Below are 18,928 nucleotides of genomic sequence, written 5' to 3'. Positions count from 1 at the left end.
AGAAAACATTATAGTATACAGGAGGTGGACACCTTAGTTTTTTAACTAAGGGGATTCATTGGAAATATTTAATTTAGTCATGGTTGCGATTTTAATCGCATTTACTGGATTTTTCGTAGCAGCAGAGTTTGCGATTGTTAAGATACGTTCAAGTCGCATTGATCAGCTTGTTGCGGAAGGGAAACGCGGTGCGTTAGCAGCGAAAAAGGTAACAACAAATTTAGATGAATATTTATCTGCTTGTCAATTAGGTATTACAGTTACAGCGATGGGACTTGGTTGGTTAGGTGAACCGACGATAGAAAAATTATTACACCCGTTATTTGAGAAATGGAACTTAAATCCTTCTATCTCATCAGTAGTAACATTTGGTCTTGCATTTATGACGATGACGTACTTGCACGTTGTAGTCGGGGAATTAGCTCCGAAAACGATGGCAATTCAAAAAGCTGAAAAAGTGACATTGTTATTAGCAGGTCCGTTAATGATATTCTATAAAGTTATGTATCCATTTATTTGGGTATTGAATGGTTCTGCTCGTGTTGTAACTGGTTTATTCGGTTTGAAGCCAGCTTCTGAACATGAAGTAGCTCATACAGAAGAAGAGTTACGTCTTATTCTTTCAGAGAGCTACGAAAGTGGAGAAATTAATCAAGCTGAATACAAGTATGTAAATAATATCTTTGAATTTGATAATCGCATTGCGAAAGAAATCATGGTACCGCGTACAGAAATCGTTGGTTTCTATCTTGAAGATTCAGTAGAAGAACACATGAAAGTAATCCAAAATGAACGATACACACGTTATCCGATTTTTGGAGAAGATAAAGATGATATTATCGGTATGGTCAATGTAAAAGATTTCTTTATTCGATATATGAACAACGATCAAGAAGATTTATCATCGATTCGCACGTATATGCGTCCGATTATTGAAGTTATGGAAACGACTCCAATTCATGATTTATTACTGCAAATGCAGAAGAAGCGAATTCCAATGGCTGTTTTATATGATGAGTACGGAGGAACAGCTGGAATTGTAACGCTTGAAGATATATTGGAGGAAATCGTCGGCGAAATTCGTGATGAATATGATGAAGATGAAGCACCACCAATTCAACATGTGAACGAGTATCATAAAATTGTTGATGGAAAAGTGCTTATCACAGAAGTAAAAGATTTGTTTGGATTACACATTGAAGAAGACGATGTGGATACAATCGGTGGATGGATTATGATGCAAAATCATGAAATCGAAGAAGGACAATGCGTTGAAGCAGAAGGCTATGAATTTAAAGTGTTAGAAAAAGATGCTTATCAAATTAAACGTGTTGAAATTCAAAAAATGGATCATGAACAAGAGAAAGCAGCAACTGTGTAAGTTGCTGCTTTTCTTCTGACACATAATAAAATGTGAAATTAGGAGCGGATATTTTGATTCAAGTAGCCTTACGTGTATATCGATTACAATTGTATACGATCTTTAGTGGTTTACTACTAATGTGGGCGGTTACTCCGTTTGGAAAACAAGTGACAGGATTCGGTATTGGATTAGCTGTAAGTGCATACTGTCTTTGGTTATTAGCTCGCAGAGTTGAAAAATTAGGAAGAAGTATTGTGATGAAAGAAAAGGCTCCTGGATTAGGAGTTCTAAACCGATTTGCAGCCGCAATATTAGGGGCTATCATTATGTATGAAATTGAGCATGAAATGGAAATGTGGGCATTTGGTACTGGAATATTAGGTGGACACTTTTTAATGATTGCGAATTTAGCCTATGCAAATATGCAGCTAGTAAAAGAAGAAGAGAAACAAAGAGAACATGCTTCGAAAAACATAGAGTTATGAGGAAAGGGACCTAATCTGGTTCCTTTTTTGCGTTTAAAAATAAATGATATAATACGAGTGATTTACTGGTATTTATCGGATTTACGCCAAATATAATACGCTTATTTTTGAGGCATTTCAATAGTATGAAAAAAAATTAAAAAAAATTAAAAAACCCATCGATTTCTAAAGCTTATGTATGTTATCATGACAAAAGAATTTGCGAAAGAGGTGGATACCAATGTTACAAGCGTTACTTATTTTTGTGCTTCAAATTATTTACGTTCCAACTTTAACAATCCGTACGATTTTGCTTGTAAAGAATCAAACAAGATCCGCTGCAGGTGTAGGATTGTTAGAAGGAGCAATTTACATTGTCAGTTTAGGTATTGTATTTCAAGATTTATCAAATTGGATGAACATTGTTGCCTATGTCATCGGCTTTAGTGCGGGACTATTATTAGGCGGTTATATAGAGAATAAATTAGCAATTGGATATATTACGTATCAAGTTAGTTTACTAGACCGTTGTAATGAATTAGTAAATGAATTACGCCACTCTGGATTTGGCGTTACAGTATTTGAAGGTGAAGGAATAAATTCTATACGTTATCGCTTAGATATCGTTGCGAAGCGTTCAAGAGAAAAAGAACTTTTAGAAATTATTAATGAAATTGCACCGAAAGCGTTTATGTCTTCTTATGAAATCCGTTCGTTTAAAGGTGGATACTTGACGAAGGCGATGAAGAAGAGAGCGTTAATGAAGAAGAAGAAAGATGAGCATGCATCGTAAGAAAAGGGAGTAGCTGAGAAGCTACTCTTTTTTTGTTAGCGAATATCATCAATCTGAAAGGAAAATGAGGCCATCACGTATAAAAAGTACTGGTGGAAGAGAACGAAGGGGGAATGCAAAGTATGGAACAAACAGAAATGTTACAAGTGAATAAAAAGTGTTGGGACGTAGTAGCACCTCATTTTTTTCAAGTAGATTGTTTACCTAAATATGGACCGTATACGGCATCAGAAGATGAAATTCATTTGTTTGATTTAATTGAGAATAAAACGGTTCTAGATATCGGATGTGGTAGTGGACATTCTTTGGAATATATGGCGGAGCGTGGTGCGAAAGAGTTGTGGGGGCTCGATCTTTCAAAGACGCAAATTGAAACAGCAAATGAAACGCTAAAAGATTGGAAGCCAAAGTTAATATGTGGTGCGATGGAAGAGGAGCTAAATATTCCAGAAGAACATTTTGATATTGTATATTCCATCTATGCATTAGGATGGACTTCTAATTTAAGAAAAACATTGGAACTTATATATTCATATGTAAAACCAGGAGGAAGCTTTATTTTTAGCTGGGAGCATCCGGTATATTCAAATTTGCAGTATGGAACAGAAGAAATTGTTTTATGCTCTTCATATCATGAGGAAACTCCTATTACGTTTGAAACATTTAAAGGAGAAGAAGTACAAGCGACATTATATAAGAGAAAAATGAGTACATACATAAATGAGTTAAATAGGGCGGGATTTATAATTGAGAGAATAGAAGAGCCTGAACCATCTTATGTATTTGCTGGAGAAGTAGCAGAGCCGTCTACGAAGTACTATTCTTTATATAAGGCTAGAATGGTGCCGACGACGTTTATTATTAGGGCTAGGAAGTAAAAAATACAGAGTGCACCGAAAAGGTGTACTCTGTATTTACTTGGTTTACTGCTTATCTTTTAGGCTGAAAAATATGTTGGAAAAAGTATTTGTGATGTAAATTATTGATCATCTTATTTGCTTGATACGTACGATGTTGTTCCAATCGAATGCGTTGCTCCATCATTTTTACTTCGTGATCTGATAAACGTAACATTATACATTTCTCCTTTTCTATAAATATAGGTTTTTAATTGGTATCGTTCCCATATTTATAACTAAGGAGGCATACTGTGTAACATAGGCAAAAAAGCACCTTCCTCTCCCATTACGCTTACGAGGTTAGCTGTCGGACTCGGGAAGTGAGAGTGTCCCTACTTAAAAAAGATTCGCCCCAAGTAGCAAAAAGCTACATAAATGGTTCCCCCGCTCCAAAATTTGGATTCAGCAAAAGGTTTTATAAGGTAAAAAATAACATAAATAAATAGTTAAGTCAAACTATTTTGTGTATTCTGTCTTTTTAGCGAGGTCAAAACCATTCCATCAGGAAGTACGATATCTTGAATTTCAATAAAACCATGTTTTTTATATAAAGAAAGGGCAGGCGTATTGTTCTTCCCTGTTTGTACAATATACGCTTTTGAAGAAGAGAAAATGTCAAATATAAAAAGTAGTAACTTAGTTGCTATCCCTTTATGGAAATGATTGGGTGAGACCACTAAACGATGGATATCAACTATATCTTCATCAACTTTAAAAGAAATAAATCCAATGAGTGAATTTTCCAGGAAATATCCATGGAATGTCTCATCGCAGTTTTGAATATCAGTTACAGTATCGTATAAACGGGGGATGGCCGTACTATTTATGTATTTTGCTTCAATTTCGTAAGCAGGAATTTGAATGTTTAAAATAGACAAAGCAGTATTATAAGAGTTTGCTATTAATTTTTGAATCATAAATAATAACGCTCCTTTTTTCTGTATTTTCATGCGTTTGACAAGATTTTTCATTTCTGGATATAATAATTACAAGGGTTACGTAATAAGTTAGTTGATAAATAGATTTATTCTATAATAGAAATGGAGGACTAAAAATGGGATGGATTATCACATTAATAGTTGGTGCTATTATAGGTGCAATTGCTAGTTCTATAACGGGTAAAAATTTTCCGGCTGGTATGTTTGGAAATATAATTGCTGGTTTACTAGGAGCTTTGTTAGGTAGTAGATTATTTGGATCTTTTGGGCCATCATTTGGTGGGATTCATGTCGTGCCAGCACTATTAGGGGCAATTGTGTTAATTCTTATTGTATCATTTGTAGTAAAAGCTGCAAGGAAATAAAGGCTATTATTAATTATTTTATAAAGCCCTTTTTAGGGCTTTTCCTAATTAGAGAGGTGGTACACTTGGAGAAAGTAAATATAAGAAAAAGAGATAAGTTGAAAAAGTTTTTTAAAGAACAAAATTATTTAGCTGTACTACTTGGATTTGCGTTGCTGTTTGTAAATATATTATTACTTACAAAAATATCATTCGTCTTTACACCGTTCGTCGTATTTTTAAAAACAATCTTTTTCCCAGTATTATTAGCGGGAGTACTATTTTATATATTGCATCCATTCGTTTCTCTTTTAGAAAGAAAAGGTGTGTCGAGAATTGTGTCAATTGCCTCGATATATATACTTGTTCTTGGATTATTTGTTTTTCTTGCGGTGACGGTTATTCCGATTATTAAAGATCAAGTAAATGCTTTAATAGACAACTTGCCATATTTCGGGCATGAAATCGAAAGGGCAGCACGTAAATTTGGAGAAAGTAATGTAATTGGTAGAATGCAGGAAAGTTTAAATATTGATGTTGCTAATATCGTAAAAGATTCTACAATGAATTTTACAAAATCATTATCATCAGTAACAGGAAATGTAACTGGATTTTTAAGTACACTTACTGAAGTTGTTTTAACATTTGTAATGGTTCCATTTATATTGTTCTATCTTTTAAAAGATGGTGAGCAATTACCAAATCATTTTTTAAAGTTTATATCTGAGCACAGACAACCAGCTGCGAAGAGAATATTAGATGATATGCATTATGCGATTAGTTCGTATATTAGAGGACAGATTATCGTTAGTTTATTTATCGGTATTATGCTATTCATTGGTTATCTTATAATCGGCATTAAATACGCGGTATTACTTGCTATTTTGGCGATGATTGTAAACGTCGTTCCATATGTAGGTCCTGTTATTGCGATAACGCCAGCGTTAATTATTGCTTTTATTGACTCACCAGCAATGATTTTAAAAGTAATTATTGTCATGATGGTTGTACAATTAGCAGAGGGGAAATTTATTTCACCACAAGTAATGGGGAAAAAGTTAGACATTCATCCAATTACTATCATTTTTATTATTTTAACTGCCGGAAATTTATTTGGAATTATGGGGGTTATTTTAGCAATTCCAGGATATGCGATATTAAAAGTGTTAGTTACGCATAGTTATAGATTTGTTAAGTTGAATACGTAAAAAAGAGCTAAAAAAGAGCTAAAAAAGAGCTAAAAAAGAGCTAAAAAAGAGCTAAAACATTTTTATCTGTTTTAGCTCTTTTTTATTAATAATTTATTTGCATATTAGGAGTACCAAGCTGTGCCATGACTGATCCATCAATAAACATCATACGTAGGCTTTTAATTCAACAATAGGTAGATTGCTTTCCTTTAGTTTGTAATCAAATATTATATCGTCCATGCGAAAATTCGTATCAACTTCAAGAGAAATGAAAGTACCCCCGATTTCTACTTGATTTCCGTTTTCAGTCTCAAAAGTGAGCGCACCGTCAAATGTTTCTATATACTCATCGCAGGTGTATAAATATATAGCGATAGGTGTGAAATGTATAATTACCCCTAAAGTATCATAGTCAGTCTGAATACTGTTCTTAAACTTACCAATTTTTTTAGTAAACCAACCCATAACTTCACCCCGTTTTTGTATTGTAAATAAGTTCTATATATTGATTATACATTACGTGGAATAAATTGGTAATAATTATTACTAAAATTCTTAAGTCTCCACTGAGTGTTAAAAACAAGGGGTTAATTATGGTTAAAGGGTCAAAGAATGAAAATCCTTGTTGCAAAATGAGAAAATTCAGGTTTATATTAAGCTCAAATGTGATAAACTGTAAAAAATAACTAAAAAGCAATGAAAGAGAAGAGTACATATTCAAAACTTTTCAGAGAGCTGATATTTGGTGAGAATCAGTAAGGGATGAATATGGAATGGGCTCTGGAGCTTCTAGCTGAAATGAGTAGGCGAAGACGGTTACTTCACGTTATAGAAGCTTGAAGTGAGCTATAATATAGCTAATTAAGGTGGTACCGCGGGAGTTTCTCGTCCTTTTTTAAGGATGAGGGGCTCTTTTTATTTTGAGAAAGGAGGAGTTAGAGTGAGTGAGAAAATTATGTTAACAGGAATTAAACCAACAGGTTACCCGCATTTAGGCAATTATATTGGTGCGATTAAACCTGCATTGCAAATGTCAGAGAATAATGAAGGAAAAGCATTGTACTTTATAGCTGACTATCATGCATTAAATGCGGTGCATGATCCGAATCAGTTTAGTAGTTATACGAAAGAGGTAGCAGCTACTTGGTTATCGCTTGGACTTGGAGAAGATGTTATTTTTTATCGACAAACAGAAGTACCGGAGATTCTAGAATTAGCTTGGATATTAGCTTGTCTAACTCCGAAAGGACTTATGAACCGCGCTCATGCGTATAAGGCGAAGGTAGAGCAAAATAAAGAAGCGGGATTAGAAATTGATGCAGGTGTGAATATGGGATTATATACGTACCCGATTTTAATGGCGGCTGATATATTATTATTTCAAGCTACTCATGTACCTGTCGGAAAAGATCAAATTCAGCATATTGAAATTGCTCGTGACATTGCGACGTACTTTAATCATACATTTGGTATGACATTTACGCTTCCAGAGTATGTGATACAAGAAGAAGGAGCGATTTTACCTGGTCTTGATGGAAGAAAAATGAGTAAAAGTTATGGGAATGTCATCCCGTTATTTGCAGAGCAAGAAAAACTCCGAAAATTAATATTCAAAATAAAAACAGATTCTTCACTTCCAAATGAACCGAAAGAACTGGAAACGTTATTTATGATTTATAAAGAATTTGCGACAGAGGATGAGATTCAGTCGATGCGTGAAAAGTATGAGACTGGAATTGGTTGGGGTGATGTGAAAAAAGAGTTATTCCGCTTTGTAGACCGTGAATTAGCGGATTCTCGCGAAAAATACGTTAAGTATATGAATGAGCCTCATTTATTATATGAGGCGTTAGAAAAAGGTGCGGAAAAGGCACGGGCTATTGCGAAGGTGAATTTAGCGGAAATAAAAAAACGGATTGGATTTGAGAGGGAACGTTAAGCGTTCCCTTGTTTTTTCTATATGAATCTTAAATATTTATTCGTTATATCTGCATGTAAAATGAGGAGTTCGCATCTTCTTTCTAAATTTATTAATTGCATATTAAAAAAAATATGTTAATATAGGGATACTTATTAAACTTGTTTAATAAGTTTAATTGAAGTCACTTATTAAACTAATTTAATAAGTGTTATTCATTCGATAACGAAGGAGATGATTATATGAAAACTGAGAAAGAAAAGATGTTGGCGGGAGAAATGTATATTGCGGATGACGAAGAATTAGTAGCTGATAGGATTGAGGCAAAACGTTTAACACGCCTTTATAACGAGGCTATGGAGACTGGTGATGAACGCCGCTTTACCTTGTTAGAGCAGCTTTTAGGTTCTTCAGCTGACGGAAAAACCCACATTAATCCTGATTTTCGTTGTGATTACGGCTACAATATCCACATTGGAAAGAGCTTTTTCGCAAATTTTAATTGTGTTATTTTAGATGTTTGTGAAGTTCGAATCGGTGATAATTGTATGTTTGCACCTGGTGTCCATATTTATACTGCCACTCATCCTTTACATCCGGTAGAGCGGAATTCTGGTAAAGAATATGGGAAACCTGTAAAGATTGGTAACAATGTTTGGGTTGGTGGGGGAGCAATTATTAACCCTGGTATTTCAATTGGAGACAATGTTGTAATTGCTTCAGGAGCAGTTGTGACAAAAGATGTACCTAATAATGTGGTTGTTGGTGGTAACCCAGCTAAAGTTATGAAAACGATAGATGAATAGAAATTGTTTTTTACCAGTGCATAAATAAACTGGTGTTATATCGTATAGACAATGTGAAAGGTGTTTCATATGAAGGAATATTGTACAGAGAATGATACAAAGACATTACTTGCCTCTCGAAACGCTCTTTTTCTCTTATTTGCTTTGCCAGGTGTCGCGTTTGCTACATGGATTTCTAGAACAGCAGCGGCGCGGGATATTTTAGGAGTTTCAAATGCAGAAATGGGCTGGATTTTGTTCGGTTTATCTGTCGGTTCAATAATTGGTTTACTGAGTTCAAGTCATTTCATTGACTGTAAGGGAGCTAGAGACGTTATTATAGGCAGTATGTTTTTTATAATTGTTGGATTACTTTGTTTAGGTATTAATATTTATTTTGTTTCTAGCATAGGGGCTTTTGGTAGCTTACTAGTATTTGGAGTAGGATATGGATTGGCAGAAGTAGCATTGAATGTAGAAGGTTCTTCAATTGAGCAGAAATTAGGGACGACACTTTTACCGAAATTCCACGGTTTTTTTAGCGTAGGAACTTTAGTAGGCGCGCTTAGTGGCTCCGTCGCCGCCTCGCTTCACATCCCAATTCTGTATCAGTTTCTTGCGATTTCGGTCGTGTTTTTATTACTTGTATGTATGGTGCATCGTTTTCTTCCGAATGGAACAGGAAAGAAGGAGAAATCGTGGAACAAAAAGAGAGCGAAGCGTACTTCCTTACGTATGGAAAAAAAGGTGCTTTTAATTGGTCTTTTTGTGCTTGGAATGGCATTTGCAGAAGGAAGTGCAAATGATTGGCTACCTATCGTGATGGTAGACGGACATCAACAAAGTGCAGTGACAGGTTCTATATATGTACACAATTTTTGTATTGGCAATGACGTTAGCTCGTATGTGTAGTAGTTATTTTCTTAATCACTTCGGTCGTGTCGCTGTCGTACGTGCTACTATTATTATGGCTATCATAGGAATTTCAATCGTAATATTTGGGAGCAACTCGTATTTTCTAGCAGTTGGTGTAGTGCTGTGGGGGATTGGTGCAGAGCTAGGTTTCCCGATTGGTCTGTCTGCTGCTGGAGATGACCGTGAAAATGCGACTTCTAATGTTGCTGCAGTTTCTATCATCGGTTATACAGCGTTTTTAGTCGGACCACCATTTTTAGGTATACTGGGGGAAGTCTTCGGAATACGTAATGCCTTGTTAGCTGTATTATTATTTGTTCTCTTGTCTGGAATCGTATCGTCCGTTACTAGAGAGAATAGATCGAGCTGAGTAGGGAGTACATGTAACGAGAAATATATCATCTCTATTGCTTTAGAAAATGATGTATGATATATTGTCAACGCAACTTATTAAAAATGTTTAATAAGTATGTTGATTAAGGCGGTGAGCGATGTGAGTGAACAATTTGTTACTCCAAAATCGATTAAAGAGACTATATTTCGTGGTATTCGTACAGCTCTTTTAGAGCAAGGTAGTGCAACGAAAGTTGAACTTAGTAATACATTAGAAATCAGTTTTCCAACTGTAAGTAAATTTATAGAAAAAATGAAACAAGACGGTGAAATCACTCTAGTCGGTCTAGATGATTCAAGTGGTGGAAGAAGAGCAAAACGATATGCGTATAATCCGGAATATATGTTAGGTTTAGCGATATTTTTAGAAAAAAATGAGACGAACTATACAATTTTCAACTGTTTAGGGGAGGTAAAAGAACAAGGAAGTACTTCAAGTGTATTAATTGATACTGGCGTAAACCTATTATCTAAACATATAGAAAGTCTTATAGCTACATTTCCGAAAATAAGCTCTATATCAATTGGTGTGCCCGGTTCGGTTGATAATGGTCGTATTTTTTATATACCTGGTTATGAAAAGTTTCAGAATTTTAATTTGAAAAGTCACTTGGAGGACCTATTCTCTATACCTGTAGTAATAGAAAACGATATGAATGCCGCAGTCCTTGGCTATCATAAAAACACTGGAAATAATGATAATTCATCTCTTGTATATTTGTATTCAGGTCAAAATGGTCCAGGTGCAGGTATTATGATAAATGGAGATGTGGTACGAGGAAGTACATTTTTCTCAGGAGAGATATCTTTCGTTCCGCAGTATGATAATAAAAATTTCTTACAAGCTTTGAGAAGTGGAGATGAAGTGAGAGATTCTAATAATCCAGAGAAATATAATATAGATGCTATTACCCGTTTAATCTCTGCATTTATAGCTATTATTAATCCTCATGCGTTTATTTTCTGTAACGATGAAGTGAATCAATTTGTAATAGATCAAATTGTAAAAAGTTGTCCGAAGTACATTCCAGCGGAACATATTCCAAAAATAACAGTGAGCGATTGGAAAGAAGATTATTTATATGGATTAAAAAGCCTTGGACTTGATCTCATGATTACTAGAACAAACAAAGAAAATTAAGTGTACTTGCAATTAAACATCAAATTGTTGGTTGTATAACATAAAAGAAAAGGTGTCGGTTATGAAAATTGAACATGTAGCTATTTGGGTTAATGATTTAGAAGTCATGCGTGATTTCTATAAACAGTACTTCAATGGTGAAGCGAATAGATTATATCGCAACCCGAAAAAACAGTTTGAATCTTATTTTATAACTTTTGAAGGTGGCGCTCGTCTAGAACTTATGAGACAGGTAGGGATAGACGATAAAATACAAACACAAACAATAGGATATGCGCATATTGCTTTTTCTGTAGGTAGCAAAGAAAAAGTCAATCAATTAACTGAAATGTTAAGAGAAGCAGGATACCCTGTGTTAAACGGTCCACGCACTACAGGGGATGGTTATTATGAAAGTGTAGTAAGCGATCCTGAAGGAAATCAAATAGAGATAACAATCTAACATTATATTTGCAAGAATTTATTAATAACGGGCTAAAAGATATAAAACTTTGTTGTTCCCCAAAATGTTTACGAGAAACCTATTATCTCTTCAGAAAGGGGGACAAAAACGTGAGTGAATTCATTTTTGTTTTATGTATGTATCCATTACTTATTTGTATGCTTTCAATTGCTGGGACGTATAGAATGAGCACATTTTATGTGATGCCAATTGTAACATTTGTTGTTTTTCTTATATTAAATGTTACAGTGTATGATCCAGCATTTTTCTTTTGGGTGGGCATGTATACTATTTTTTCATTTATTGTTTCTTATATAACTATGTTATTTGTAAAGGGGTATAAAGTTGTAGAAAGAGAACACGAATATCGTTTATTTAAGGAATAATATTGTTACAGAAAAAATATTTAATAAAGTATCTATTATGGGGACAATACGGATTTACGGTGAACGATAACAACCTCATTTCGCGTTATAATGACGGGAAATGAGGTTTTTTATATTACTATTTAAAATGAAAGGAATAACCATTCTTTCTAGAAAAGTATAGTCAAGATAGGTTCTATCTTGACTATTTTTAATGTATTAATTGGAGTGCTGAAATTCCTTAATAATTCTCTCAATAACAGGAGGAAGATTGCTAGGCAACTCATCAAGCGGAAAGAAGCGTAATTCTTTTGATTCAGTTGGATCGCATACAAGCTCACCTTGAGATTCACGGCAAATATAAATAACAAGTACACCATGAACTTGATCGCCGTTTGGATAGATTTGAAAGAAATCTGGTCCAGAGTATGTACGGAACAGTTCTACATTTTTTACGGTAAGTCCAGTTTCTTCAAATACTTCGCGTTTCACAGCGTCTTCCAGTGTTTCATTATATTCTAATGCACCCCCAATAATCCCCCAGCGGTTAAAATCTGTACGGAGCTGCAGTAATATTTCATTATTTTCATTTAATATAATGGCATGTGATCCTATTAAAATGAGTGGATGATTTCCTACTCGTTGTCTCATGTCTTCAATATAACCCATATTTTTTCTCCTTGTACTTAATAATAGTTGGGCAGTTCCTTTAACATTTTTTCCGTCTTATGTGCGGTAAAAGCTAAGTTGTGATCATTTTTTGTTCTAAAGAATAATGTACGTAAAAATGTTTTAATGTTGGCGCATAAAATACAATATTCATTGAGAGAAAGGCGTTTTCTAATTTGAGGAAGTCTCTGTACTTTTTTATGAATAATTGAAATTAAATCTTCTTGTGCAAAGTCATGATATACCATCGATACTAACGGAGTGACAACTCTTTCATCTTCATTATTATGATAAATATCTGCCGAAGTGAAGATTTTATTTAATAAACAATGTATCATTTCTTCATAGCATTCAAAGGTAATATAGGAATTTTGGATAATTTCATTAAATGCATCAGAAACGTGTGCAATACAATGAGCCCAGCCTTTATCTTCAATATATCCACGGAAATCAGTCTCTAAATTTGTATATGTTATGAGATTTTGTTTTATTTCTGTAACATCCTCCTCAGTTAGAAAGTAGTGGGAGTTGGAAAATTGGAGGATTAAAGCAATTAATGAAACAGTATAAGAGCGTGTGAAAACCCCATCTGTATATGGGGAATTAATATCCAAATATAAGTATTCATCGCTTAAACAAGTATGTAAAAGTAATTTAAGTTGATCATCGAGTAGAAGCTCATATTGAATAAAGTGAGAAAAACAATTATAAATCAGCTGATAGCGAATGTAACTGTCAGTAGTTCCAATGTGCTGAAGCATGTTCGTTGTTAACTCATTTATATCTATATGTTGCATGTGCGAATAATCATTTTGTTGTATAAGCTCTAACTGTTGTTGCAGCGCTGTAATATCCAATGGAGAACCTCCTCCGCACTTTAAAGATGCGATCTTTTCTAGTATTCTATATATTCAAGGACAATCCTGCTCATGCAAGGAGACCAAACTTAAATTCAAGTATTACATAGATGAGGGAAGAGTATGACGATTATAAAACAATTAGAAAAACATTTTAAAATAAGAAGAAGTGCTTCTTCTATAATAATAAAAGAAAATAATGCAGAGGTTTTTACAGAAGAGCAAATTGAAGAAATGGTGCAATATTTTGTTACTGAGGCGAAAAAAGGTGGATTAGAAAATCTACAATTTGAGGTTTCTTCAAAAAGTCCCAATTATGATGTATATAAGAAATGCTTTGGAAAGTATTCATTTGAACATATTGCTGAAAATATAATAGTATTTAAAGATATATATGAAGTGGAAGATATAGAAAGTGATATTGATTTTAAGCTTATTGAAGAGATCGGAGAAGACGCTTTTTATTCTCTTTGGAATGAGCTGATGGAAGAAGAAATAGCGTATGATCAATTTGTAAATATGATGGAACAAGAAATTGGTGGGCAATGGAAAGAACATTGTTTAACAGCTGTTGCAAATGAAGAGCCGATAGGAATTGTAGTCCCGTATATTGAAAGAGGTACGTTAGAAGAAGGGAAACTTATGTATTTCGCAGTCGCTCCGAGTATGCGAAATAAAGGGTATGAATCTGACTTGTTTACAAAAACGATGTTTGTATTAAAGGAAATAGGAGCCACTTATTATATTGGTGAGGCAAATGTACAAGATGAGTGGATGAATGATGTTTTTGAAAAGAATGGATGTCAGCAGCTGAGTTGTAGTGAGCGATATGTGAAAAGGGTTTAGAAGGATGAATGACGTAGTCTCGCGAATTCATTTAGCGGGAATCCATGTACAAATTTTGAACGAGTAAAAGAACTTTTTGCATGTTTGTAAGATAAAAAGAAAAATCGAAACGACAAAGTAAGCTTTCCTATAATACAATAGAGAAGGATTATACTATACGAAGAAAGTGTTGGTGGAAGTATGAAGCAACAAATAAATTGGTTACAAGCAACTGTAGAACGAAATGAAGATAACACGTTACATATAGAGTGGGAAAATAATATAGAAGAAGTTAAAATTTATTGGGGTACTTCACCAGATTATATTGAAGAAAATGGTGAATTACTTGTGACGGTAAATGGAGAGTCATTTACTACAATTGCCAATCCGAGTGAAAATGAGCGTCCCTATTTTAGGTTAGTAGGAAGTAATGGACAAGCAGTTACAGTCGCGGAGCGTAGATTACCATTACAAGGTGCGTTTAACTTCCGTGATATGGGCGGATATGAAACGACTGAAGGCCGTAAAGTAAAATGGGGTAAATTGTATCGTTCTGAAGAATTAGCAGGATTAACAGAATGGGATATTGAGTATTTACAGAAGTCAGGCTTAAAATTAATTTGTGATTACCGTACAGATTTTGAAGTAAAGCATAAGCCGAACCCAGGCATTACAGGTGCTCGCCAAGTATGCTTACCAGTTATGCAAGACTTAGCGAAAGATTTAAATATAAATGAGTTTTTCCAAGTTGGTGATTTATCAGTATTAGGAAAACCTGGTGAATATCTTGTGAAAATGAATCAAGATTTTGTAAGTGGTAATGAGGCATTCGTGAGCTTCTTAAAGTTAGTACAAAATCCAGAAAACTTACCATTAGTAAACCACTGTACAGCTGGAAAAGACCGTACTGGATTTGGTTCCGCATTATTATTACTTCTATTAGGTGTATCAGAAGAAACGGTAATGCAAGACTATTTATTAAGTAACGGTTTCCGTGAGAAGTTAAACGAAAAAATGATGGCATTTTTAGGTGCAAAATTACAAAACGATGAAAGTAGAGCGATATTAGGTGCGATGTTTGAAGCTCGTGCTGAGTATTTACAAGCTGCGATTGATGAAATTAAAAAGCAGTATGGATCAGTTGAAGCATACGCTGAAAAAGCTCTTGGATTTACGAAAGAGTCGTTAGAGGAAATGAAAGTGTTATTGCTAGAAGGTAAATAATGAGAAGGGAGGCTGGTTTGGATTAGCCTCCTTTTCTTATTGTTGCTATAATTAAGCTATGAGAATATAGGAATTGAGGAGAACATCATGAAATACAAAGTTATACTATTCGACGTAGACGATACATTATTAGATTTCCCTGAAACGGAAAGAAACGCATTAAATAGCACGTTTGTACAATTTGGCATGCCTACAGGGTATAATGATTATCTTGCAAGTTATAAAGAGATTAGTAATGGATTATGGAGAGATTTAGAAAATAAAATGATTACGCTAAGTGAATTAGCGGTAGATCGATTTAGACAATTATTTGTTCTTCATAATATAGAAGTAGACGCGCAGCAATTTAGTGACGTATACCTTGAAAACTTAGGGAAAGAAGTACATCTTATAGAAGGTGCAGTGAAACTATGTGAGAATCTTCAAGATTGTAAGTTAGGTATTATTACGAATGGATACACTAAGGTGCAACAATCTAGAATTGGAAATTCGCCTTTATGTAACTTCTTTGATCATATCATTATTTCTGAAGAGGTAGGCCATCAAAAACCAGCACGTGAGATTTTTGATTATGCATTTGAAAAGCTTGGAATTACTGATAAATCAAGTGTACTAATGGTTGGAGATTCCTTAACTTCTGATATGAAAGGCGGAGAAGATTACGGTATTGATACGTGTTGGTATAACCCGAGTCTGAAAGAAAACAAGACAAGTGTTAAGCCGACCTATGAAGTGGAGAGTCTGCTTCGTATTATGGAAATTGTAGAAGGAAAAGTAGTTTCCTTCTCATAAGATTTTCCTATTGTCGATGGGTGTCGGTAAATCGATATATTGAAAAAATAGCTGATATAATTTGAGTTGTGGTTGATATATTGGGAGTATGTTGTTTTGAGGGAATTCGCAAAGAAAAAATAGCGCTACTATACTAATGTCATTCACGTGTTATAAGGTATTAATTAAATATGTGTATATAATACATAGTTTCTCAGAGTAATGCGATGTCAAGTATGAGCTGTGTAACAACTAGAGGTGAGTGAAGGATGTTAACGTTTTTATTTGAGTTAGACAAGGCTATTCCACAGAAGGATGAGCCACGGTATGTTGCTTATACAAATGGCTTTATCGAAGGGGATTTAACGATTTGTGTGGGTGATAGAGTACTTTTTCAAAAGTCATGCATGAAGGTCGCAGAGCTGGGCATTTATTTAGGACAGTGGATGGAACAAGTTCAACACGGGCAGAACATACATATGAATTATGAAACGATTGAAGATGATGAGTTAATTCTTTGTTTTTTCTATGAAGAGGACAATCAGTGGAGAGTTTCTTCCGGTTGGCAAGAATTTGAACTTCAGGAGCGTATATCTACTGCAACATTAGTAGAGAGCGTTCAACGCTATTTATATGAGCTAAATAAGGAACTGCGCGCGATAGAATATCCTGTGACGTTTGATCAGTACTTAAGAGGAGAGCGGATTATGCAGCTTTCTTACAAACGACTGTGTGATAGTAAGGCAGACACGATGCCGATAGAGGTTTACAATGGAAGCAAACAAGTAAGTGTAGTACGGGGCTATTATAAAAATACTTTGATGAAAGTGCTAGACTTCATTCCAAAAGTTGGTAGTAATATCAATTATGAAATAAAGGATAGTAAGGACAATATTCGCATCATTGCAAAGGATGCAAGTAGGCGGCGCCAAAGAAAGATTTTAGTAACGTACATCGATAATAATGGTGCAGAGCATGAAATAATTGTATGTGACGGAAAGTTATTGGATGCAAATTTCTTATTTACCTTTACATATAAGACAGAAGAATATGTTGTTCACAAAAATTCACTTGGGATTGGAAAGGTATTACGAAAGGGCTATGTAATAGCAGATTGGAATATTCGTCTTGAGGAAGATATGTATTACATCGAGATGAATGTATATGATGAGGATTATATAGAGGATCAATACTTACTGTTAGGTGTATTTCATGCGGTTTTGTATGGGTGATAAAGTGAAACTTTAATCAGTGGGAGTCTTACTGCCCGTAACTAGTGGGATAAATAATGAGGAGGGAGGCTGATTTTGATTAGCCTCCTTTTTTATCTGCTTGTCGGCATTCATACAAAGAGAAAGCATAAGGTATTCTCTAAAAGAATTATTAATCATGCTGTTCACTAGAGTATATTAAGAATAATGTATATGCAACCATATAGTAATAAAAGTCCAAAAACATCAATAATAAAATATTTAACAGTTGTTGGTTAGAGTTTTTTGAGTACCCTTTTATTAATCCTCAAAAATAAAAATCTTATCAATCGTACTATGCAGTGCTCTCGCTATATCATGAGCAAGCTGTAAGGAAGGATTATATTTTCCTTTTTCAAGATGGCTAATCGTTTCACGACGTACACCAACCTTTTTCGCTAAATCTTCCTGCGTCATATGCACTTTGGCGCGGTATTCTTTTATCTTCGTTACGAACGCCATGGTGCATCTTCCATTTCATCCACAGGTTTATCGTAAAAGAAGATAGAGAATCCGAATGTAAGAATGAGTGTGCTGAAAATAAGAGCGATATCAATCTCTTGTAAAAATGGATTCGGAAATAACATTTCAATAAACATAATGATAGTTGTTGTTAGTAATGTAATGATAAAGGCATTGCGGCATGATTTATTGACGATTTGTTCAAAAAGCTCATCGTGATGAACTTTTCTATATGTCGTGAAAAAGGAGAAGAAACAGAACATAGTAAACAGTCCTTTTTCGTAAAAAAATCCGAGAAACCCAAAGAAACCGAGAAATCCTAAATATTTAATCCAAGTTGTTTTCACGATAGATTCTCCTTTCGATGTTAGAAATAAAGTGAAACTTTAATCAGTGGGGGGGTGTTCATCCCCCACTGATTATTAGCCTTCACCAATCGGGCGTTTACGGGCAGTTGATCTCCCACCTAACTTCTTTGCTCCAGCCGAATTTTGAGGTGGGAGTCTTACTGCCAGTTAATGCGGGATAAATCACTATATGTTATAAATATATCACATATGGAAATTCATAGTAATAATAGTTTTGCGGTTTATTTCATAATAATAGTAAAAAAGGTTAAATATTCTGTAAAATAAAAAGGGAAATATCGTAAAATGGTTGTAAGGAGGGGGAGGAAGAAATGTTAACTGGGATAATGATCGTTATATTACTTGTAGTGATTACTGTAATTGGAACGGTGTTAATTGGGCGAAATGGTGATGCGAATTATAGTAAAGCGACAAAAGGAAATATTAAACGACTTACGATGATTTATATTATACTAGCCGTTGTTTTAATCGTTGGATTAGGAGTTTATATTTATTTTAAAGGTTAAAAAACTGAAAAATGTAAAAATCTGAAAATATAAGTATGCTATAATA

23 protein-coding genes, 1 pseudogene, 1 riboswitch and 1 other annotated feature are annotated in these 18,928 nt (G+C 34.4%); of the genes and pseudogenes, 17 read left to right on the top strand and 7 right to left on the bottom strand.

Annotated features, from left to right (window positions below):
- Positions 1-58 precede the first annotated feature (58 nt).
- The 4 genes from MHB76_RS15935 (at position 59) to MHB76_RS15920 (ending at position 3,498) form a co-directional block, all read left to right on the top strand.
- The gene (locus MHB76_RS15935) at positions 59-1,381 is read left to right on the top strand and encodes a hemolysin family protein (protein ID WP_070128815.1); all 1,323 of its coding nucleotides are present in this window, start codon (positions 59-61) and stop codon (positions 1,379-1,381) included.
- 53 nt (positions 1,382-1,434) lie between these two features.
- The gene (locus MHB76_RS15930) at positions 1,435-1,848 is read left to right on the top strand and encodes an ATP synthase subunit I (RefSeq protein ID WP_002110920.1); all 414 of its coding nucleotides are present in this window, start codon (positions 1,435-1,437) and stop codon (positions 1,846-1,848) included.
- A gap of 220 nt (positions 1,849-2,068) precedes the next feature.
- Positions 2,069-2,620 (top strand): DUF2179 domain-containing protein, encoded by a 552-nt coding sequence (locus MHB76_RS15925; RefSeq protein ID WP_002110919.1) that lies wholly within the window; start codon positions 2,069-2,071, stop codon positions 2,618-2,620.
- Positions 2,621-2,742: 122 nt separating this feature from the next.
- Positions 2,743-3,498 (top strand): class I SAM-dependent methyltransferase, encoded by a 756-nt coding sequence (locus tag MHB76_RS15920; protein ID WP_078174506.1) that lies wholly within the window; start codon positions 2,743-2,745, stop codon positions 3,496-3,498.
- A 52-nt stretch (positions 3,499-3,550) separates the two neighbouring features.
- Here MHB76_RS15920 and MHB76_RS15915 read toward each other — a convergent pair whose 3' ends face one another.
- Both MHB76_RS15915 and MHB76_RS15910 read right to left on the bottom strand, forming a co-directional pair.
- A complete protein-coding gene (locus MHB76_RS15915) occupies positions 3,551-3,694 on the bottom strand; it encodes a hypothetical protein (RefSeq protein ID WP_088078954.1) in 144 nt (47 codons plus the stop codon).
- 98 nt (positions 3,695-3,792) lie between these two features.
- A riboswitch (cyclic di-AMP (ydaO/yuaA leader) is annotated at positions 3,793-3,937 on the bottom strand.
- Between the two features lie 28 nt (positions 3,938-3,965).
- A complete protein-coding gene (locus tag MHB76_RS15910) occupies positions 3,966-4,436 on the bottom strand; it encodes a GNAT family N-acetyltransferase (RefSeq protein WP_078174505.1) in 471 nt (156 codons plus the stop codon).
- A 137-nt stretch (positions 4,437-4,573) separates the two neighbouring features.
- Here MHB76_RS15910 and MHB76_RS15905 point away from each other — a divergent pair, with 137 nt between their 5' ends.
- Positions 4,574-4,822 (top strand): GlsB/YeaQ/YmgE family stress response membrane protein, encoded by a 249-nt coding sequence (locus tag MHB76_RS15905; protein ID WP_002110912.1) that lies wholly within the window; start codon positions 4,574-4,576, stop codon positions 4,820-4,822.
- A 65-nt stretch (positions 4,823-4,887) separates the two neighbouring features.
- Positions 4,888-6,009: an AI-2E family transporter gene (locus MHB76_RS15900; RefSeq protein WP_340987103.1), complete on the top strand. Its 1,122-nt coding sequence runs from the start codon at positions 4,888-4,890 to the stop codon at positions 6,007-6,009.
- A 147-nt stretch (positions 6,010-6,156) separates the two neighbouring features.
- On the opposite strand, the gene MHB76_RS15895 is transcribed toward MHB76_RS15900, so the two are convergent.
- A complete protein-coding gene (locus MHB76_RS15895) occupies positions 6,157-6,456 on the bottom strand; it encodes a hypothetical protein (protein ID WP_078174504.1) in 300 nt (99 codons plus the stop codon).
- A gap of 222 nt (positions 6,457-6,678) precedes the next feature.
- Positions 6,679-6,887, top strand: a binding site (T-box leader).
- Positions 6,888-6,892: 5 nt separating this feature from the next.
- Between MHB76_RS15895 and MHB76_RS15890 the strand changes: the two genes are divergently transcribed.
- From MHB76_RS15890 to MHB76_RS15865, 6 genes and pseudogenes are all read left to right on the top strand, one after another.
- The gene (locus tag MHB76_RS15890) at positions 6,893-7,930 is read left to right on the top strand and encodes a tryptophan--tRNA ligase (RefSeq protein ID WP_078174503.1); all 1,038 of its coding nucleotides are present in this window, start codon (positions 6,893-6,895) and stop codon (positions 7,928-7,930) included.
- Positions 7,931-8,151: 221 nt separating this feature from the next.
- Positions 8,152-8,715 carry a maltose acetyltransferase domain-containing protein gene (locus tag MHB76_RS15885; RefSeq protein WP_078174502.1) on the top strand — a complete coding sequence of 188 codons (564 nt, stop codon included), beginning with the start codon at positions 8,152-8,154 and terminating at the stop codon, positions 8,713-8,715.
- A 69-nt stretch (positions 8,716-8,784) separates the two neighbouring features.
- Positions 8,785-9,979 (top strand): annotated as a pseudogene (locus MHB76_RS15880) (MFS transporter).
- Positions 9,980-10,102: 123 nt separating this feature from the next.
- Positions 10,103-11,143 (top strand): ROK family transcriptional regulator, encoded by a 1,041-nt coding sequence (locus MHB76_RS15875; RefSeq protein WP_078174501.1) that lies wholly within the window; start codon positions 10,103-10,105, stop codon positions 11,141-11,143.
- A gap of 61 nt (positions 11,144-11,204) precedes the next feature.
- Positions 11,205-11,585, top strand: coding sequence for a VOC family protein (locus MHB76_RS15870; RefSeq protein ID WP_078174500.1), 381 nt, complete (start codon positions 11,205-11,207; stop codon positions 11,583-11,585).
- Between the two features lie 110 nt (positions 11,586-11,695).
- Positions 11,696-11,971, top strand: coding sequence for a YbeF family protein (locus tag MHB76_RS15865; protein ID WP_078174499.1), 276 nt, complete (start codon positions 11,696-11,698; stop codon positions 11,969-11,971).
- Positions 11,972-12,169: 198 nt separating this feature from the next.
- Here the strand turns inward: MHB76_RS15865 and MHB76_RS15860 are convergent, their stop codons facing one another.
- Together MHB76_RS15860 and MHB76_RS15855 are read right to left on the bottom strand one after the other, a co-directional pair.
- Complete coding sequence (locus tag MHB76_RS15860) at positions 12,170-12,619, bottom strand: NUDIX hydrolase (protein ID WP_078174498.1); 450 nt, start codon at positions 12,617-12,619, stop codon at positions 12,170-12,172.
- A 17-nt stretch (positions 12,620-12,636) separates the two neighbouring features.
- Positions 12,637-13,476, bottom strand: coding sequence for a DUF2785 domain-containing protein (locus tag MHB76_RS15855; RefSeq protein WP_199661592.1), 840 nt, complete (start codon positions 13,474-13,476; stop codon positions 12,637-12,639).
- A gap of 123 nt (positions 13,477-13,599) precedes the next feature.
- On the opposite strand from MHB76_RS15855, the gene MHB76_RS15850 reads away from it, so the two are divergent.
- The 4 genes from MHB76_RS15850 (at position 13,600) to MHB76_RS15835 (ending at position 17,528) form a co-directional block, all read left to right on the top strand.
- Positions 13,600-14,322, top strand: coding sequence for a GNAT family N-acetyltransferase (locus MHB76_RS15850; RefSeq protein WP_283751103.1), 723 nt, complete (start codon positions 13,600-13,602; stop codon positions 14,320-14,322).
- A gap of 180 nt (positions 14,323-14,502) precedes the next feature.
- A complete protein-coding gene (locus MHB76_RS15845) occupies positions 14,503-15,525 on the top strand; it encodes a tyrosine-protein phosphatase (protein WP_078174497.1) in 1,023 nt (340 codons plus the stop codon).
- Between the two features lie 87 nt (positions 15,526-15,612).
- Positions 15,613-16,317 (top strand): YjjG family noncanonical pyrimidine nucleotidase, encoded by a 705-nt coding sequence (locus MHB76_RS15840; protein ID WP_002110902.1) that lies wholly within the window; start codon positions 15,613-15,615, stop codon positions 16,315-16,317.
- Positions 16,318-16,565: 248 nt separating this feature from the next.
- Positions 16,566-17,528: a tubby C-terminal domain-like protein gene (locus MHB76_RS15835; protein WP_002161084.1), complete on the top strand. Its 963-nt coding sequence runs from the start codon at positions 16,566-16,568 to the stop codon at positions 17,526-17,528.
- Positions 17,529-17,807: 279 nt separating this feature from the next.
- Here the strand turns inward: MHB76_RS15835 and MHB76_RS15830 are convergent, their stop codons facing one another.
- Positions 17,808-18,008 (bottom strand): helix-turn-helix transcriptional regulator, encoded by a 201-nt coding sequence (locus MHB76_RS15830; RefSeq protein ID WP_002110900.1) that lies wholly within the window; start codon positions 18,006-18,008, stop codon positions 17,808-17,810.
- On the bottom strand, positions 17,996-18,355 hold the full coding sequence (locus tag MHB76_RS15825; protein WP_002110899.1) for a DUF3796 domain-containing protein: 360 nt from the start codon (positions 18,353-18,355) through the stop codon (positions 17,996-17,998). The genes MHB76_RS15830 and MHB76_RS15825 overlap by 13 nt, the downstream gene beginning before the upstream one ends.
- Before the next feature lie 332 nt (positions 18,356-18,687).
- On the opposite strand from MHB76_RS15825, the gene MHB76_RS15820 reads away from it, so the two are divergent.
- Positions 18,688-18,882, top strand: a complete 195-nt coding sequence (locus MHB76_RS15820; RefSeq protein WP_002142517.1) for a hypothetical protein — start codon at positions 18,688-18,690, stop codon at positions 18,880-18,882.
- Positions 18,883-18,928 lie beyond the last annotated feature (46 nt).

Source organism: Bacillus sp. FSL M7-1345, from assembly GCF_038006985.1.
In the GTDB taxonomy this organism is placed as follows: Bacteria; Bacillota; Bacilli; order Bacillales; family Bacillaceae_G; genus Bacillus_A; species Bacillus_A cereus_U.
Note: the sequence above shows the minus strand (reverse complement) of the source record. Positions and strands in the feature narration are given on the sequence as shown.

Coding starts and splice junctions, on each gene's coding strand:
- MHB76_RS15915 (WP_088078954.1), bottom strand. CDS start 3,694: ATGTTACGTTTATCAGATCACGAAGTAAAAATGATGGAGCAACGCATT.
- MHB76_RS15870 (WP_078174500.1), top strand. CDS start 11,205: ATGAAAATTGAACATGTAGCTATTTGGGTTAATGATTTAGAAGTCATG.
- MHB76_RS15885 (WP_078174502.1), top strand. CDS start 8,152: ATGAAAACTGAGAAAGAAAAGATGTTGGCGGGAGAAATGTATATTGCG.
- MHB76_RS15895 (WP_078174504.1), bottom strand. CDS start 6,456: ATGGGTTGGTTTACTAAAAAAATTGGTAAGTTTAAGAACAGTATTCAG.
- MHB76_RS15860 (WP_078174498.1), bottom strand. CDS start 12,619: ATGGGTTATATTGAAGACATGAGACAACGAGTAGGAAATCATCCACTC.
- MHB76_RS15820 (WP_002142517.1), top strand. CDS start 18,688: ATGTTAACTGGGATAATGATCGTTATATTACTTGTAGTGATTACTGTA.
- MHB76_RS15830 (WP_002110900.1), bottom strand. CDS start 18,008: ATGGCGTTCGTAACGAAGATAAAAGAATACCGCGCCAAAGTGCATATG.
- MHB76_RS15840 (WP_002110902.1), top strand. CDS start 15,613: ATGAAATACAAAGTTATACTATTCGACGTAGACGATACATTATTAGAT.
- MHB76_RS15850 (WP_283751103.1), top strand. CDS start 13,600: ATGACGATTATAAAACAATTAGAAAAACATTTTAAAATAAGAAGAAGT.
- MHB76_RS15835 (WP_002161084.1), top strand. CDS start 16,566: ATGTTAACGTTTTTATTTGAGTTAGACAAGGCTATTCCACAGAAGGAT.
- MHB76_RS15905 (WP_002110912.1), top strand. CDS start 4,574: ATGGGATGGATTATCACATTAATAGTTGGTGCTATTATAGGTGCAATT.
- MHB76_RS15920 (WP_078174506.1), top strand. CDS start 2,743: ATGGAACAAACAGAAATGTTACAAGTGAATAAAAAGTGTTGGGACGTA.
- MHB76_RS15845 (WP_078174497.1), top strand. CDS start 14,503: ATGAAGCAACAAATAAATTGGTTACAAGCAACTGTAGAACGAAATGAA.
- MHB76_RS15925 (WP_002110919.1), top strand. CDS start 2,069: ATGTTACAAGCGTTACTTATTTTTGTGCTTCAAATTATTTACGTTCCA.
- MHB76_RS15910 (WP_078174505.1), bottom strand. CDS start 4,436: ATGATTCAAAAATTAATAGCAAACTCTTATAATACTGCTTTGTCTATT.
- MHB76_RS15890 (WP_078174503.1), top strand. CDS start 6,893: ATGAGGGGCTCTTTTTATTTTGAGAAAGGAGGAGTTAGAGTGAGTGAG.